The 16349-nt window shown below is 41.2% G+C and carries 13 protein-coding genes; 4 read left to right on the forward strand and 9 right to left on the reverse strand.

Annotated elements, in window-relative coordinates; all coding sequences use genetic code 11:
• Positions 1-22: 22 nt before the first annotated feature.
• The 8 genes from G4Y78_RS02750 to G4Y78_RS02780 all read right to left on the reverse strand — a co-directional run bounded on the left by G4Y78_RS02750 (position 23) and on the right by G4Y78_RS02780 (position 10104).
• Positions 23-196 carry a hypothetical protein gene (locus G4Y78_RS02750; RefSeq protein WP_163831435.1) on the reverse strand — a complete coding sequence of 58 codons (174 nt, stop codon included), beginning with the start codon at positions 194-196 and terminating at the stop codon, positions 23-25.
• Positions 180-962 (reverse strand): M48 family metallopeptidase, encoded by a 783-nt coding sequence (locus tag G4Y78_RS02755; RefSeq protein WP_230425684.1) that lies wholly within the window; start codon positions 960-962, stop codon positions 180-182. Before G4Y78_RS02755 ends, G4Y78_RS02750 begins: the two co-directional genes overlap by 17 nt.
• Positions 963-982: 20 nt before the next feature.
• Positions 983-4261 carry a type I restriction endonuclease subunit R gene (locus G4Y78_RS02760; protein ID WP_163831437.1) on the reverse strand — a complete coding sequence of 1093 codons (3279 nt, stop codon included), beginning with the start codon at positions 4259-4261 and terminating at the stop codon, positions 983-985.
• Positions 4262-4338: 77 nt separating this feature from the next.
• A complete protein-coding gene (locus tag G4Y78_RS02765) occupies positions 4339-5706 on the reverse strand; it encodes an ATP-binding protein (RefSeq protein WP_230425685.1) in 1368 nt (455 codons plus the stop codon).
• A gap of 30 nt (positions 5707-5736) precedes the next feature.
• Positions 5737-6192, reverse strand: a complete 456-nt coding sequence (locus tag G4Y78_RS30930; RefSeq protein WP_230425686.1) for an AlbA family DNA-binding domain-containing protein — start codon at positions 6190-6192, stop codon at positions 5737-5739.
• Positions 6193-7410 (reverse strand): restriction endonuclease subunit S, encoded by a 1218-nt coding sequence (locus G4Y78_RS02770; RefSeq protein WP_163831439.1) that lies wholly within the window; start codon positions 7408-7410, stop codon positions 6193-6195.
• Positions 7411-7467: 57 nt separating this feature from the next.
• A complete protein-coding gene (locus G4Y78_RS02775) occupies positions 7468-8526 on the reverse strand; it encodes a PDDEXK nuclease domain-containing protein (RefSeq protein ID WP_163831440.1) in 1059 nt (352 codons plus the stop codon).
• A gap of 57 nt (positions 8527-8583) precedes the next feature.
• Positions 8584-10104 carry a type I restriction-modification system subunit M gene (locus G4Y78_RS02780; RefSeq protein WP_163831442.1) on the reverse strand — a complete coding sequence of 507 codons (1521 nt, stop codon included), beginning with the start codon at positions 10102-10104 and terminating at the stop codon, positions 8584-8586.
• Between the two features lie 381 nt (positions 10105-10485).
• Here G4Y78_RS02780 and ahr point away from each other — a divergent pair, with 381 nt between their 5' ends.
• The 3 genes from ahr to G4Y78_RS02795 all read left to right on the forward strand — a co-directional run bounded on the left by ahr (position 10486) and on the right by G4Y78_RS02795 (position 13316).
• Positions 10486-11487: an NADPH-dependent aldehyde reductase Ahr gene (gene ahr / locus G4Y78_RS02785; RefSeq protein WP_163831444.1), complete on the forward strand. Its 1002-nt coding sequence runs from the start codon at positions 10486-10488 to the stop codon at positions 11485-11487.
• Between the two features lie 420 nt (positions 11488-11907).
• Complete coding sequence (locus tag G4Y78_RS02790) at positions 11908-12273, forward strand: SdrD B-like domain-containing protein (protein ID WP_163831446.1); 366 nt, start codon at positions 11908-11910, stop codon at positions 12271-12273.
• 344 nt (positions 12274-12617) lie between these two features.
• Complete coding sequence (locus G4Y78_RS02795) at positions 12618-13316, forward strand: PEP-CTERM sorting domain-containing protein (RefSeq protein ID WP_163831454.1); 699 nt, start codon at positions 12618-12620, stop codon at positions 13314-13316.
• A gap of 77 nt (positions 13317-13393) precedes the next feature.
• On the opposite strand, the gene argH is transcribed toward G4Y78_RS02795, so the two are convergent.
• Positions 13394-14797, reverse strand: coding sequence for an argininosuccinate lyase (argH, locus tag G4Y78_RS02800; protein WP_163831456.1), 1404 nt, complete (start codon positions 14795-14797; stop codon positions 13394-13396).
• Positions 14798-15018: 221 nt separating this feature from the next.
• On the opposite strand from argH, the gene G4Y78_RS02805 reads away from it, so the two are divergent.
• Positions 15019-16197, forward strand: coding sequence for a hypothetical protein (locus G4Y78_RS02805; protein ID WP_163831468.1), 1179 nt, complete (start codon positions 15019-15021; stop codon positions 16195-16197).
• Positions 16198-16349: the final 152 nt, after the last annotated feature.

Raw genomic sequence — 16349 nt, forward strand, 5'->3', positions numbered from 1 at the left:
GCAAATATTAAACGGCTTATGTTTACTCCTGTAATGCGACAGCCCAAACCTGTTTTAGAGGTAATTCCGCCTTAATTTCCTTGTCTAATTTATCGTAATTAGCAAATAATTGATCGATTAAATCTTGTTGGCTCCACAGCTTTAGGCGAAAAAAGCTATTGGCAAGCTCTTTTGATACGCTACTTTTGAATCCCATTAAGAAAACTAGCTGCCATGCTATCCAATCTGGATTTTACTTTTTCCCAGCTAGGCATTACTTGTTTCATTAAGCGGTAAAACTGTTCGCTGTGATTATGTTCTGCAATATGGCAGAGTTCATGAAGAATGACATAATCGATACATTCGCACGGGGCTTTAACCAGATGGGGGTTGAGGGTTAAGCGGCCATTAGGAGAGCAACTACCCCATTGGGTTTTCATGGTACGAAGGTGTAATGGAGGCTGCTCAGTTACCCATAGGGTTTGGTTTATAACTGCGTCAAGGCGTTTAGCAAATATTTCTTTGGCTCGGGACTTGTACCAACTTTCAATTAAAGCCTGAACCTTTTTAGGGTTTCGCTTTTGTACGGTAACTTCAAGCTTGCCTCTAAATAGCTTGACGTTCGGAGCTACTTCAGGTGATTCTAGTACTTTAAGCATGTATTGCTTGCCCAAATAATAATAACTTTCGCCACTGATATATTGCCTGGGGGTGATATGGGTTAACTGTTCACGGAAGTTTCGTAATTGTTGATAAATCCAGCGGGCTCGCTTTTTCACGGCCTCTAATACTTCTGCGTCACTTGCGGTAGATGGGGCATGAGCACATACCCGGCAGTCTGGGTACACTTTAATAAGCACTCGTTGTATTGAGTTAACTCGGTTTGTTCGCTCAAAAGTAATACACTCATCGCCATAGTAAAACGCTAACATTCGGTTTGTTAGCGTAGTAGTGGTCTTGTTATGCTCAATAAATGTACTCATTCTAGCTAGTAGTGAAGAATCTAAGTGTCTGATATACCTACACGGGTAATTTGTACCACCCACTCTACTATAGCCTTCGCTTGGTCCATACCGCTACCGATAGTTTTGCATTCTTTAAATAATATAGGTAACAATTGTTTACGAATAGCTGCTTCTATATTTTGTGGATTAATGGAATTTTCTGCAACAGCCTTTTCAACCAGTGTTTCTATTTTAAATGCTAAATCAATCCAAGCCTTTTGCTCATCTTCATTAAATACAGAAAAAGCTGCTGGTAATACTTTCTTAAACACACCAAAATATTTTTGTGCATGTATATTTCCTGACAGAGCCTTGGGTATATCATCCAGTTGACGGGCGCTGGCTTTTGTTTCAAGTTCATGAAAAATTAAATACTGCTTGAGTGGGTGGTTAAATTGCTGCTCAGCCTCTTCAATAGCCTTGCGTAGTAGCTTTGAGAAAGCTTCCTGAGCATAAGGATCATCACGTAAATCCTGCTCAATCATTTTTGTTACTCGGGTTTTTATGATATCTGTTTCATTACGGGTTTTTTCTTCACTCCATTGTTCGGGTTTTTGTTGCTGACCCATTTTGTTTACCGCATAAACACCATCTGGTTCTTTTATTTCTACACCTACTACATGCTTATCTAACAGCTTTTTCACTTGGCTCACATATTCATCATAGTTAACGGTTTCGCCAGCATCTCGTTTGGCTACTTGGCGTAAATTAGACAGTTGTTTAACTGTTTCTTTATAGTGGCGGCGATCTTCATCGCTGAAGCTTTTATCTTCATAAAATGTAGCGGATTGTAATGCCACTTTCAGGCAGCTGGAAAATTCGGCAAGTGCTTCATAAAAGTCATCTCGCACTTTTAAATTGGCATCGACTAGCTCGCCGTCTTTTTCAACAATCTTTGGGATCAATACCTGCCGTAATTGTTCAATTTGACTTTTATTTTTAACGCCACTAAAAATACTCCACAGTCTTTTATACAGCTGGGGTAAACGCTTATACTCAGTGTTCATTTGATTATAGAGGCCGGCAATGTCATTAATGTCATAGCCTCCTTGGGTTCTAGATGCTAAGTCCTGGTATTTTTGGATAGTGGTATCAAGCTCAGCTAAAATACCACGGTAGTCAATTAATAAGCCAAACTTCTTGTGTGGGTGTAAACGATTCACTCGGGCAATTGCCTGGATGAGGTTGTGCTCTTTAAGTGGTTTATCAATATAAAGCACCGTGTTTTTTGGCTCATCAAAACCGGTGAGTAGCTTGTCCACGACAATCAACAGTTTAAGCTTGTCGTCTTTATTAAAGCGGTCGATCACTTGTCTGGTGTAGGCTTGTTCTTCCTGGTTACCTACATTCTCTTTCCACCATTGTGTTACTTCTGGAATTGAAGCTTCATCAACCGTCGTGTTGCCTTCACGGGTATCAGGTGGGCTCATAACCACTGCGCTTTCAAATAACCCTGCCTCATCTAAATACTGTTTATATTTAATAGCTGATTCTTTACTGTCGCAAGCTAGTTGGCCTTTTAACCCATCATCAATATTTTTGACAAAGTGATTGGCAATATCCAGTGCGATTAAGCGAAGCCTGTCTTCTGATTGATAGACTTGACCTTTTTTAGCAAACTTTTGTTTTAAGTCAGTTTTTTGTTCACTAGTCAGCCCTTCGGTGATACGGTCAAACCAGCTGTCGATTGCTCGTTCATTAACATCTAAATCAGGGATACGTTCTTCATAAAGCAAAGGTGTGACCGCCTGATCTTCCACTGCGCGTTGCATAGTGTAAGCGTGGATGATGGGGCCAAATTTGTTGGTCGTTTTGTCTTCTTTTAATAGTGGTGTGCCTGTAAATGCAACAAATGCTGCGTTTGGTAATGCCTGCTTCATCTTCATATGGTTTCCGCCGCCTTGACTGCGGTGTCCTTCATCAATCAGCACAATAATATCGGCGCTATTATTTTTACAAGCCGGTAGCTGAGTGGCGCTATTAAACTTTTGAATTAATGAAAAAATAATACGCTCATTGCCTTGGCCAATTTGTTCTGCCAGGCGTTGTCCTGATGTAGCCATGGCAGCAGCTTTATCTTTTTTTGCAGCCAGCTCGCCACTGGACATAAAAGTGCTGCTGAGTTGATTCTCCAAGTCTATCCGATCGGTTACCACCACGATGCGACATTGTTTGAGTGAATCATGTAATATTAATGCTTTACTTAAAAACACCATGGTGAAGGACTTGCCTGATCCTGTGGTATGCCAAATTACACCACCTTCGCGGCCACCTTTATTATTGTGAGTGCTAATGCGTTCAATTAAGCGCTTAATTCCAAATACCTGTTGATAACGGGCGACTATTTTCCCGGCTTTTTTATCAAACAAGGTAAAGAAGCGCGTCATGTCTAGTAATCGCTTAGGTGTTAATAAACTGATGAGTAATTTATCCTGCCCTGTTACGATCAGTTCGCCGCTAGCAATGAGTGTTTCATACCAATCTGAGTCTTTCGCTGGTCGATGAGTAAAAATAGCCGATTTTTGTTCTGTAGAAAGTCTTTGGTTTTTCAAACCTGTCATTTCAGTTTCACTGATATCTTCTTCACGCCAGGTTGCCCAAAATTTTGCCGGTGTACGACAGGTGCCGTAACGTCCGTCAGTACCATTAATTGATAGTAATAATTGGCTATAGGCAAATAGTTGTGGAACTTCATCGTTGCGCTGATTACGCAGGCATTGAGAAATCCCTTCTTCAACTGTTGGGCCTTTTTTGGCCTGGCTATCTGGGCGTTTCGCTTCAATGACGACAAAAGGAATGCCATTAACAAAGCATACAATATCAGGTCGGCGACTTTCTATGCCATTACTGCGTAACACAGTGAATTCTTCAGTAAAGAGAAAGCTGTTGTTTTCAGTATTATGCCAATCAATCAAGGGGATGGTGGGGTTGGCTTTTTTGCCCTCAATAAACTCTGTAACTGAAATACCGTAGAGTAAATGGTTGTAGAGCTTTTCATTAGCTGCTGCTAAGCCTTCGTTAAGCGCTGGACTGGCAATTATGCCAATAATATTGTCGATTGCTTTATCGCTTAACCTGTGGCTTTTGCCATTAAACGGGAAGCTGCGCTTTTGTAACTCTTGTTTGAGAACACTTTTTAACAGTACATCAATGGTATTATTATTACGAATTTTTAGTGCCTGCTCTGGGGGTAAAAATGTCCAGCCAAGTTTGCTTAGCAATGTTAAAGCAGGGATTTTGGCACTGTATTCTTCTTGAAATTTTGGGCCGACTTGCATGGTAAGTCCTTGTTTTATACAGCTACTGATTTATATTTAATTCAGTTAAGGCTTCAATTCAATAATAAGTTACAAATTTAAATGGGGTGATCCTTGAGCCACTCTTTCCCTTTAGCTGTAATCTGATACGCCTGTTCTGGGTGTTTGATTACATCCGGATAAAGGTAGTTAATCAGCCCTTCTTTTCGTAATGGGGTTAAATGACTGGTTTTAAGCCAATTAACCTGTTTACCTAAATAATTAGCCAGTTGCTCGGCACTCTGTGGGCCCAAGGAACATAATTCTAAAATGACTGGCCAAAGTTTATTTTTTCGTGCTTTAGGGCCAAGTTGGCTGATGGCATTTTGTAGTGATTTAGATAGCTCACTTGTATTTGCTTCGAGCTCACTTGTATTTGCTTCGCGCTCACTTGTATTTGTATCAACTGATACGTTGCTAGACAGTTGGTAATAGGTTGAAGGCCCTGCACCTGCTTTATCAAGAAGTGCTAGTTGGTGACTTAAACGACGAAGTACTTGGCTTGCAGATAAGGTGTCCAAACCACTTATTGAACGGAAGGTAGCATTATCAATCGCCCCTGTTTCCTTCGCCAGCACCAGTGCTTTTGCTTCTACATCGGCTAGTTGCAAGGATGAAAATTGCTTTAACCATTCCAGCTGTTCTGCATCCATTAACTGGTGCAATAAATAGGTGGCGGTAAATTGGTTTTCAAGTTGGTGATTGGTAAAAACGGGCACAGTAAGCCCTGCTTCAGTTAATAAGCGGCGCATGGTGCGAATGCCAGTGCCTTTGGTTTCGGCAAAGTCTAGGTCATATAATACGGCGGCTAAAATCGGGTTGCGGAGTTGCGAGCCCATTTCACCCAGCATGATTTCTGGCTTTAAAGAGTAACCCGCATTGCGAATTTCCAGCCGGTTACTGTAACGCACCACCAGCGTTGGTTGATTTACTTGGTAGTCACGATGCATAAGTGAATTGACTACAGCCTCTCGAACCACCTTGTGGGGAAGTAATGGTTGGTCTGCCCGTTGCGTTTCGCCTTCTTTTAAAATGAAGTGGCGAGGCATATCATCCAAAATAGTGGCTTCTAACCGGGAAATTAGCCGAATAATCGGTTCTCGAAAGTCTTGGGTTGTTGCAAAGCGCTGTCTTGGGTCTTCTACCCATTGGGTGCCTTGAATACGCACATAATCCACCCTGACGACAGGCAGTAAACGGCGTAGAGAGAGTGGTTTAGCCAGTAGCAATAACCCGGCTACATTGGGTATATAATTGCCATTACGTTTTTCTACCAGCCTTAATGCACGCAGCATTTCCTCATCAGAGGCTTGCAGTTCTTCTGCTTGGGGACGTACTCGGGAGCGTAGTTGCCGGTAAAGCTCAATGGCAGTAGGGTCTAAGTCATCCCATTCTGCATCAGGTAATATGACCTGCTCAAAACTCATCCCAGATTTAGCCAGTAGTAATGGCGCTAATTATTGTTGAGAGCATTCATAGTCGCTATTTAAGCCTCGGCGCCAAACCCCCGTTTTACGCTTGTTTTTACTGCCATACTTGCTAATAAAAGCACAAGGTTTGGCAGCTGGGTCTAGCTCAGGTACAAAAACACCAATCACCAGTTTTCCTTCAATAGTGGTATGCTGGCTTTGGACTGGTATAGTACTATCAAACTGGGTACGACAGTTGCCCTGTAATTCGTTTAGTAATTTATCGGTGTCAGTAACACCTGTTACCCAATAATTGTCGTGTGTTTCATCTGGCTCTGAAATACCCAGTAATAAAAAGCCACCGCCCAAGCCAGGCTCATTGGCGAATGCACAAACCGTTTGCATAATAGAGTCGCCAATATGCGTGGCGCGTTTCGCCTCGATGCGAGGGTGTTCATCCAGCGCTAATAATTCTTGATAAACCTCCTCCACCGACCAATCCATTTAAGCAACCTTCAACTCGTCAACGTTAACTCGGCGTTTACCGGTTAGTAATTGTTGCATTAAGGCTTTTTTCTCTTGCTTTAAGCAATCGAGCTTTTGTTGTAGAGTTTCAATTTCTTTGTCAGCGGTTGAGAGTATGCTGGCGATTTTTTGTTGTTCTGGTAACGGTGGTAGTGATAGCCTTATTTTGGATAATGTACCTAGATAGACTCCAGCTTGTGCAGTTGAATTAGACTTTCGTTGAAGAAGCTTTTGAAAAAAGAGTGAGCTAAAAATTTGTTTAACGAAACTTGTACAATACTTATCTTTAAACCTCAAAATAGCGACACTCCTTTGTAAAGTAAATTGTCTAGTGGTATTCACAATAGCAGTTCTACCTAATGTTCCAACAACTGTTAGTAATAGGTCACCCATCTGGATTTGATATTTTGAATGAATCTTTTTAAAATCTTCCTCTGATATTAGAGGTGCATCTTCAAAATTTAATTTGTGAGATTTTGTTATATTGACTGCCGACAACATGGGAATGCCTTGCTCATATCTTTGGTGTGTACTATGAGTACCGTCTTTAAGCAGGGTAGTTATGTTCTTTATCTCTTCCTCTTTCCACTCCCCACTAAACCCAGGCAAACGCTTTTTACCTGTCAACAACTGCTGCATTAATGCTTTTTTCTGTTGCTTACTATTAGCCAGTAGTTGCTCTGTGGTGGTAATGGCTTTATCCCAGGTGGATAGGATTTTGGCGATTTTTTTTTGTTCGGGTAGGGGGGGAGTTTTAATTAAAAGTGGCTTTAATACTTGCAGGTTTATATTTTTTTGGGCATTTTGAGTAGCTTGGGAGTCTAATTCATGTTTTCTAGTTTCAAGTACTTTGTTTAACCAGTAGGTATTAGCCATATTAGAAAATGGTTGAATAGCTACGACACTATCAGGACAAGCTACGTCAAATGTAGTTATGGCTGTATCACCAATGTTGGCTGCAATTGTTATAAGTATCGTGTTTTTTGAAAATAGCTTGCTAACCTTCAAGCCTTCTTCATTTAAAGTTTGACTGAAGTTTTGTAAGTATGTACCAGTAGAAGAAATATCACCTGTTTGCACAAAGGGTATTTCACCACCGTAATACTTTGGATCATTTCTTGGTCTAGCTGAAAATTTTCCCCGTTCGACTAATGCTAACTTTTCAAGAGGCAATACATCCCAGTCATTAGGCATCATTTTTTATTGTCTCCTGCACATCGTATCCCAAACCTGGCCATTAACTCTATAATTTGCTTACTCTTCACTATTCTTCTCCAACTGCTGTAGAACTAATGCTCTTTCTCTTTCAAGTTCTTGTTTTAACTCTTCTTCAGTAGGAAGGTAGGGTAGGTATTTTGCTGCAAAGAGCTGCTCGCTGTCAGTTAATACGGAGTATTTTACTACCGCTTCACTTTTCTGGCTGCAAAGGATTAAGCCAATGGTGGGATTATCATCATGTCCTTTTTTATGTTGATCATAAATGCGCACATAAGTATCCATTTGCCCTGCGTCTTGGTGGGTGAGTTTTCCCAATTTCAGGTCAATTAATAAAAAACATTTTAATTTAAAATTGTAAAAAACCAGATCAATATAAAAATCTTGATCCTCGGTGCTAATACGTTGTTGACGCTCGACAAAGGCAAAACCTTTACCTAGCTCTAACAGAAATTGCTGCAAATTATTAATTAAGCCTTGCTCAATATCGCTCTCTACATAACGGCCATAGGGTAGGTTTAAAAAGTCCAATACATAAGGGTCGCGTAGGTAGTCTTTCGCGGGAGAGTTTGCCAGCACGGCTGTTTTCTGTTTGGCTTCGTTTTGAACGGCTTCTTGATCTTGACTTGAAAGTAACCGTTCATAGTGCAATACACTGATTTGCCGATCTAGTGCACGAGCACTCCAGTTTTGTCCAATTGCTTCTTGGATATACCACTCTCGGGCTTTCGGGTTATCAATTCTCAACAGACTTCGGTAGTGAGTCCAACTCAATTCGGTACGCACTGCGTTCCAAATTGGAAAGGCTTGATAAAAGGCGCGCATGTTCCGTAAATTTCTTGTATCAAAACCTTTTCCAAATTCCTGGGAAAGCTGCTGTGATAGAGATTGTAGCTGTTGCTTGCCGTAAGATGCACGAGATTGGCCTGCTTGTTCGTGTTCAACAATAAGGCGACCAATATGCCAATAGGTATGTACCATTGCTTGGTTAACTGATCGCTGAATTTGGCTTTTTGCTTGGGCAACTATTTGGCGGATACTCTCAAAGAGGGAACCCTTTCCTTCACTTGTTAGTTTATCATTGTCGGTGGAGGTCATATTACCCCCAGTATTAGTTGCTTCTGTATACTAATGTGGTTGCTGTGCTGTTGTATCCTATACATCATATCCCAACTCCTCCAAATACCCAGCCATTTCCACTTCCAATGCTGCTAATTGAGCCTTTAATTGCTCTCTTTCTTGCCGCACAGAGACTAAATCAATTTCTTCCTCTTCTTCAAAGGTATCGACATAGCGGGGGATATTCAGGTTGTAATCGTTTTCCTGGATTTCTTTTAAACTGGCGACGTAGGCGTATTTATCGACATTTTCGCCACCACGATAGGTGTTAACGATTTTATCGATATTGTCTTGAGTAAGTAGGTTTTGGTTTTTGCCGGCTTTAAATTCTCGGCTGCCATCGATAAACATGACGGAATCATCTTGTTTATCACGAGCAAATAATAAAATAGCCGCTGGTATACCCGTGCCGTAAAATAATTTTTCTGGCAGGCCAATTACGGCATCTAATAAATTTTCGTCAATTAATTGCTTGCGGATTTTCCCTTCACTGCTGCCGCGGAATAATACGCCATGGGGGACTACTACACCCATTCGACCAGTGGTGGGGTTGAGGGTTTCGATCATATGCAGGATAAAGGCATAGTCCCCTTTGGTTTTAGGTGGAATGCCTCGGCGGAACCGGCTGAATTTATCGTGCTCTGCTTCGTCATTCCCCCACTTATCTAGCGAGAAGGGCGGGTTGGCAGTAACAATATCAAACAGCATTAAATTCCCGTTTTTATCCAGCAGCTTGGGGTTGCGGATGGTGTCGCCCCATTCAACTTTGTGGTTGTCTTCACCGTGCAAAAACATGTTCATTTTGGCTAATGACCAGGTTGAGCCAATCGCTTCCTGGCCGTACAGTTCATAGTTTTTGCTGTTGTGGTGCTCTTTTACTTTTCGGCCACATTTCATTAATAACGAGCCGGAACCGCAGGCTGGGTCGCAAATGGTATCGCCGGGCCTTGGGTCCAGCAACTCAGCAATCAGCTCGGATACTTCAGGTGGGGTATAAAACTCACCAGCTTTTTGTCCGCCGCTGGCAGCAAAGTTTTTGATTAAGTATTCGTAGGCATTACCAATGACATCCAGTGAACCGACCCGGCTGGGCTTCAGGTTGAGTTCAGGTTTGGCAAAGTCTTCTAGCAGGTGGCGTAAGATGGTGTTCTTTTGTTTTTCTTCACCGAGCCGGTCAGTGTTAAAAGATATATCCTGGAATACACTCTTACCGGCGTCTTTTAATTTGTTGCCATTCGCTTCTTCAATCGCATGCAGTGCCTGGTCAATGCGCTCACCATTACCAGGCTCGTGGCGGTGTTCCCAGAGTGTGTAAAAGCTGGCGGATTTGGGGAGCACAAAGCGCTCTTGCTTCATTAGCTCTTCAATCAACGCTGGCTCGTCACCATGTTCTTTTTGGTATGCTTCATAATGGTCTTGCCATACATCACTGATGTACTTCAAGAACAGCATAGCCAGAATAAAGTCTTTATAGGTATCGGCACTGATGGTACCTCTGAAGGTATCACAGGCTGCCCATAAGGCCTTGTTGATAGAATCTTGATTGATGGATGTCATACCTATAAACCTAACTTAATATTTAGTTTAGGGTTTTGTATAAAAAATGTTCTATAAAACAGTTGAAGCAATAAAATATGCGCAGACTGCCCTCGGATTATACCAAGTCTATATAACTGCGACACTTTATGTTGTATTCATAAAGAGGTCAAAGCGCTATGGCGTGCTTGTGTTTTCTGGTGGTTAAAGACAGCTGAGTTAAGCTATTAAAATTGAAATCTAACCTTCAATTACTGTTTTTTTTTGCACATAGATTTTATCTAACCTAAAGAAACACTACTTAACAACATTGGTTAAACTGAATGTCATTGTCATAGGTTAAAAATCAAAAGAACTATTTTTAGTGTTTCAAATACATCATAAAATTTTTAAGGACAAACCATGATCAAAGCCTACGCCGCTTTAGAACCGAAAGGTAAATTAACTGAATTTGAATATGACCCTGGTGAGTTGGGGCCTCAGGAAGTTGAGATTGATGTGGATTATTGCGGTATTTGTCACTCAGATTTATCGATGATTAATAATGAATGGGGGTTATCTGAATATCCACTGGTTGCTGGGCATGAAGTGGTTGGTCGGGTTGCTCAAGTGGGTGAGCATGTTACCCATTTACAGGCGGGTCAGTTGGTTGGATTAGGTTGGCATGCTGACTATTGCCAGGCTTGCTCACACTGTAATGCGGGGGATCATAATTTGTGTTTAACCGCTCAAGGCACCATTGTGGGACATCATGGTGGCTTTGCAGATAAGGTGCGGGCTAATGCCAAATGTGTGGTGCCGCTACCAGAAGGTATTGATGTAAAGTCGGCAGGCCCATTGTTTTGCGGTGGCATCACGGTGTTTAATCCATTGGTTCAGTTTGATATTAAACCAACGGATAAGGTGGCGGTAATCGGTATTGGGGGCTTAGGGCATCTAGCTTTGCAGTTTTTGAATGCTTGGGGTTGTGAGGTGACAGCATTTACCTCTAGCGAGCGTAAGGCTGAAGAAGCGAAGTCGCTCGGTGCTCACTATACCCTTAACTCTCGGGATGCAGCAGCCGTTGAGGCTGCTGCGAATTGTTTTGACTATCTTATATCGACGGTCAATGTGAAGCTGGATTGGAATCTTTACTTATCAACTCTTAAGCCCAAAGGACGGCTACATTTTGTAGGGGCTACTCTTGAGCCACTGGATATCAATGTGTTCGGATTGATAATGCAACAACGTTCTATTTCAGGGTCTCCGGTAGGCAGTCCTGGCACTATTGCGAAAATGCTGGAGTTTGCGGCTCAGCATGACATTAAACCAATGGTAGAAATGTATAAATTTGATCAAGTCAATGAAGCTCTGGCCCATTTAGATAGTGGAAAAGCGCGTTATCGAATTGTCTTGGAGAGGTAATAGTTGTTATCTCCAGAGATTTAAGGGCGCCTCTAAAAATCTACTTTTTCTGCGATAGCTGTGTCAGCTCCGTACTCAGGTCCTCATGTATGACTTATACATTGTGGCCCTCCGTGCGGAGCTTCCTTGCTCTCACAAAAAAATCACTATTTTTAGAGGTGCCCTTAAGAGTTACTTAGGAGAAAACTGTGAAGCTTGTCAGTATTTTTTAGGTACTAATACCTACCACTAAGCCTGCTTTTTTCGGTGTTTTGCGCGAATGAAATTGTGTTTTTGAACCGCATCATACTTACCCAATCTACTTTGTTACACGCGTCATACTAATTAGATTAGGTTGTTTGAATATTGATCAGCTCTGGTATCTTATCCACATTGTTTAAGAACTTGAATATTAACTTTCTATTAGCCAGGGTTTGAGCAATGTTGAAAAAAGTAGCTTCAATTTCAGTTTTATTAGGTTTATTTTCCCTTCCTTTTACAGCAGCAGCTGACAATACCGCTATTAAAGATAGTATTTGGAATGATAAAAATGCTAATGGTATTCAAGAAGAAAATGAGCCTGGAATTAACGGCGCTGCTGTTCAATTACTAACTTGTAAATCAAGCAAACCTGTTGCTTCTACTGTGACTGTTTTAAATGGAAATTATCAGTTTACAGGCATTAAACAAGGTAATTATAAAATTCGGTTTGTTTTAAAAAGTGGTACAGAATTTACTTATAATGGCCCGCAAATGGTTGGTGGGGTGAGCAACAAAGTGGTTGTATCTCCTTGGAATGCCTGCTAATAACCAACTGATTTAATATTCATTGCTTCTTACCTGTTGGGGTGGCTGTTGCCACCCCAATCACTAAAATAAAATGCCCTTCCTTCTAACCCAATAACTCTCTTTACTTTCATTTCCTTATAAAAATTATTTGATTGGCGTCATACTTTAGGTGAATAGCCTAGTCGGAAAAGTTTACACTCGGCAGTCACTAAAGTGTTAAAGTACTGTAATTATAGAGAAATTTAGTGCTGGCCTGATACTTGCTACATACCCTGTTCCTTTTTCCTACCTAGTTATTGAAGCTTTTTGGTGGGCTGGAATTTTAAAAAGTAGGTCAATAATTTACTAAGGAGTATTAAGAAGTGAAAATAACTAAAATAGGACTAATCGCTGGCGCACTTACCTTTGTTGGCATGCAGGCTCAGGCTGGTTTAATTAAGATTAATGATCAATATAATGTCGATTCGAATGATTTGGTAGCATCAGTAAGCTATCAGGGTGCTAACTTTGGGGCTGGGCAACATCGAGTGGGTGATGATAATCCACTTTCTGGTACCTATACCTTCTGGCCTCATGGTAATTCCATGAATAAAAATCTTACCTTGACTTATGCAAACCCAATTAAAAACAGAGCAGGGAAGGATGGTGCTATTTTCATGTACCGTCCTAATATTATTTGGGGCGGTACTATTGGCGTAACCATTAATGGAGTTTATCAGGATATTTTTGCTGATAACTTAATTGGTCCTGGGGTAAGTACGGCTAATCAACGTAAAGGGGTTTTTGCTGGCCTATTTGACCTTTCTGATTTTGGTCTTTCCATTGGTGAGAGTATTAATAGCATCCAAATTTCAGCTTCTCGCAAAACTTTTGGAGCTTATAACGGTAGGCTGATTAATGTTGAAATCGGTAATGGCTCTGATGTGCAATTTGCTGGTGCTGGTGGCCTTCATTTTGTTGACCCAGTAAATCCAGTGCCTGTTCCAGGTAGTATTGCTTTATTAGGACTTGGTTTAGGCTTATCTGTGATTAGGTTAAAAAAGCGTAAAAAAACAGCTTAATTTAATCCATTAATTATAGTCTAAATAAAAAAGGGTATACATTGTATACCCTTTTTTTGTTTTATACTGAAGTTATTTTATCTCGACGTTAATGCTTTTCTAGCCCGCTTAACTGCAGCTTTAACCTGCGCTGGTGCTGTTCCACCAATGTGGTTTCGTGCATTGACTGAACCTTCCAGAGTTAGTACATCGAACACATCGTTTTCAATAATATCTGAAAATTGCTGTAACTCTGCCAAGCTCATTTCGGAAAGGTCTTTAGTTTGTGCAATACCATAAGCAACGGCTTTACCTACCACTTCGTGGGCATCGCGGAAGGGCATTTGCTTTTTCACCAAATAATCGGCTAAATCAGTTGCAGTGGAAAAACCACGTTTTGCGGCTTCATACATATTGGCTTTGTTCGCTTTTATGGCAGGCACCATATCAGCATAGGCACGTAAACAGCCTTTTAAGTTATCCACAGTATCAAAGAGTGGCTCTTTGTCTTCTTGATTATCTTTGTTATAGGCTAATGGTTGAGATTTCATTAGCGTCAGTAATGAAATTAAATGGCCGGTTATACGCCCTGTTTTACCTCTAACCAATTCAGGTACATCGGGATTTTTCTTTTGTGGCATGATGGATGAGCCAGTACAAAACCTGTCGGGTAGCTCAATAAAATTAAACTGAGCTGAAGTCCAGAGAATTAATTCTTCGGAAATACGCGACAGGTGAGTCATGATTAAACTGGCCGCAGAGCAAAACTCAATAGCAAAATCCCGATCACTGACTGAATCTAACGAATTTTCACTGGGTTTGCTGAAGCCCAATTGTTGTGCTGTAAATTCTCGATCAATTGGGTAGGTGGTTCCAGCTAATGCCGCAGCACCCAAAGGAGAGATGTTCACCCGTTTGCGGCAATCTTGTAGGCGCTCATTATCACGGCTGAGCATTTCAAACCAAGCCATTAGGTGGTGGCCAAAGGTAACGGGTTGTGCGGTTTGCAAGTGGGTAAAACCAGGCATGATGGTCTCAGCTTCTTGTTCAGCCAAGTCAGCTAAATTGTTTTGTAGTCGAGTAATTTCCTGGCAGATGATATCAATTTCGTCCCGAAGGTACAGTCGTATATCGGTAGCAATTTGATCATTACGTGAACGGCCTGTATGGAGCTTTTTGCCAGTAATACCGATACGGTCAGTCAGGCGTGCTTCGATATTCATATGAATATCTTCCAGCGCTACAGACCATTCTATTTCACCTGCTTCGATGGCTGTTTGAATGTCCCGTAAGCCTTGCTGAATGTCGGATAGCTCTTGATCAGTTAAGATACCAACTTTATTTAACATCGCCGCATGAGCCAAAGAGCCATTGATATCTTGCTGATAGAGTCGTTGGTCAAAATCAATTGAAGCAGTAAATTTAGCGACAAACTGATCTGTGGGCTCTGAAAACCGGCCACCCCACTGCTGGTTGGCTTGATTCGTTGGTTTTTCCGACATTGGTTCTTCCCGATTAAAGCTGACGTATAAAAAATAAATTATACAACTATCGATCCATCATCGTTACATAAGTAGTTGTATCAATATGTATCTAAAGTTGCTGTTAGCTAAAAAGTTACAGCTTATTGATAAGTAACTGTTCAGCAATTATGAGTACTATATGAAGTGTTGCCTATTTGTATTTATTAACGGTGAATTGTTAAGGCAGTTTGGAGATATTGATGACTATGAGTGTAAATGGAGTCCCTGCCGCAGGGTTCACTCCTAATAGTGTAGTAGCAGAGCCTGTGAGGCCGGCAGAAGGGCTGTTGGCTGGCAGAACTATTAAGCTTGAAAAAGCGAATGAAGTCGCTAAAAAAATGTTTCTGCAACTTGTTGGCCAGCCATTACAGCAGGTTAAACAGGGTTTGGTAAAAGCATTTAGTCGGCTTAAACAAGTGCCCGAAATAGTAACCCAGTTTTTTCAACAGACTCAGAGCCACAGTCAGTCGAATATTAGTTTGTCTACTCAAGGTTCAGGACAAACGTCACAAGCAGCTGCTAAGACTTATTCTGTTGCTACAGACTTTAGAGGCATGTTGCAAACCGGTATTGATGGATTGAACAGAGGGTGGCAAGGCCTTTTAGGACAGGCCGATGACTTAAAAGAATCAGGAATAGATAAACAAAAACAAGCTGCTTTGGCTGGTGGTGCAGATACAAAAAGCAGTGGTAATGGACCTTTGAGGGCGCTTATAACTGGGCTTACAGCTTTAAAGGAGATGGATAAAATTGCAGCACTAACTCAAACAACTCTTTCTCCTGAGCTGAAGGAAGTAAGTCAAAAAGCCCAGCAACTTATAGCTGCAGAAGTATTTGATACGAAGTTTTCCAGTTGGGGAACAACGGATGGCCAGGGGCCTTATGCTAAAGGGCTTGTAGATCCTGTAACTGAAAGAGAGCCCACCCCACAACAAGTCGCAGACAGAGTAATAGAACTGGCTGAAGAAGCAAAAGTATTAAGCGTAAAGCTTGATGGAGCATTAAATAAGCAGGACAAGGAGTCTGAAGAGTTAAACCATCAACTGCAATCAACGCAGGTATCTGAAGCAGCTGAAACGATAACTCAACTAACCGCTCAACAGCGAGTAAACATGCTGGAAGAGCAGTATGTTGAAGGAACAGCTTTCAATGGCCGCTCAGCTACTGATGATAAGACAAAAGCATTATTGGATGTGACAAGTTATTTAAGTTCCCAGGTTAGACAAAAAGATAAATTAACCTTAACCCCTGAACTACAGAATCAGTTACAAAAGAAGTTTCAGCAAAGTCAGCTTAATTACTATGATGTAAAAGATCTTGTTAAAACTACCGCTGATTTAAGGTGGTTAAGAGGCTTAGCTTTAGATCGATTACATTAAAAAAATAAATCTGCTGTAACTAAGCTAAAGTGGAGGAGGGCCCACCTCCCTCACTTTATTTCATACCAGCCTAACTCCTCCGTCCGTTATTCTTAGTTGTTATCCATTTCACATAACTAATAAGCACTTAGTCATAGTTCTCCGCTATTCTT

It is taken from the genome of Spartinivicinus ruber (assembly GCF_011009015.1).
Taxonomy (GTDB): domain Bacteria; phylum Pseudomonadota; class Gammaproteobacteria; order Pseudomonadales; family Zooshikellaceae; genus Spartinivicinus; species Spartinivicinus ruber.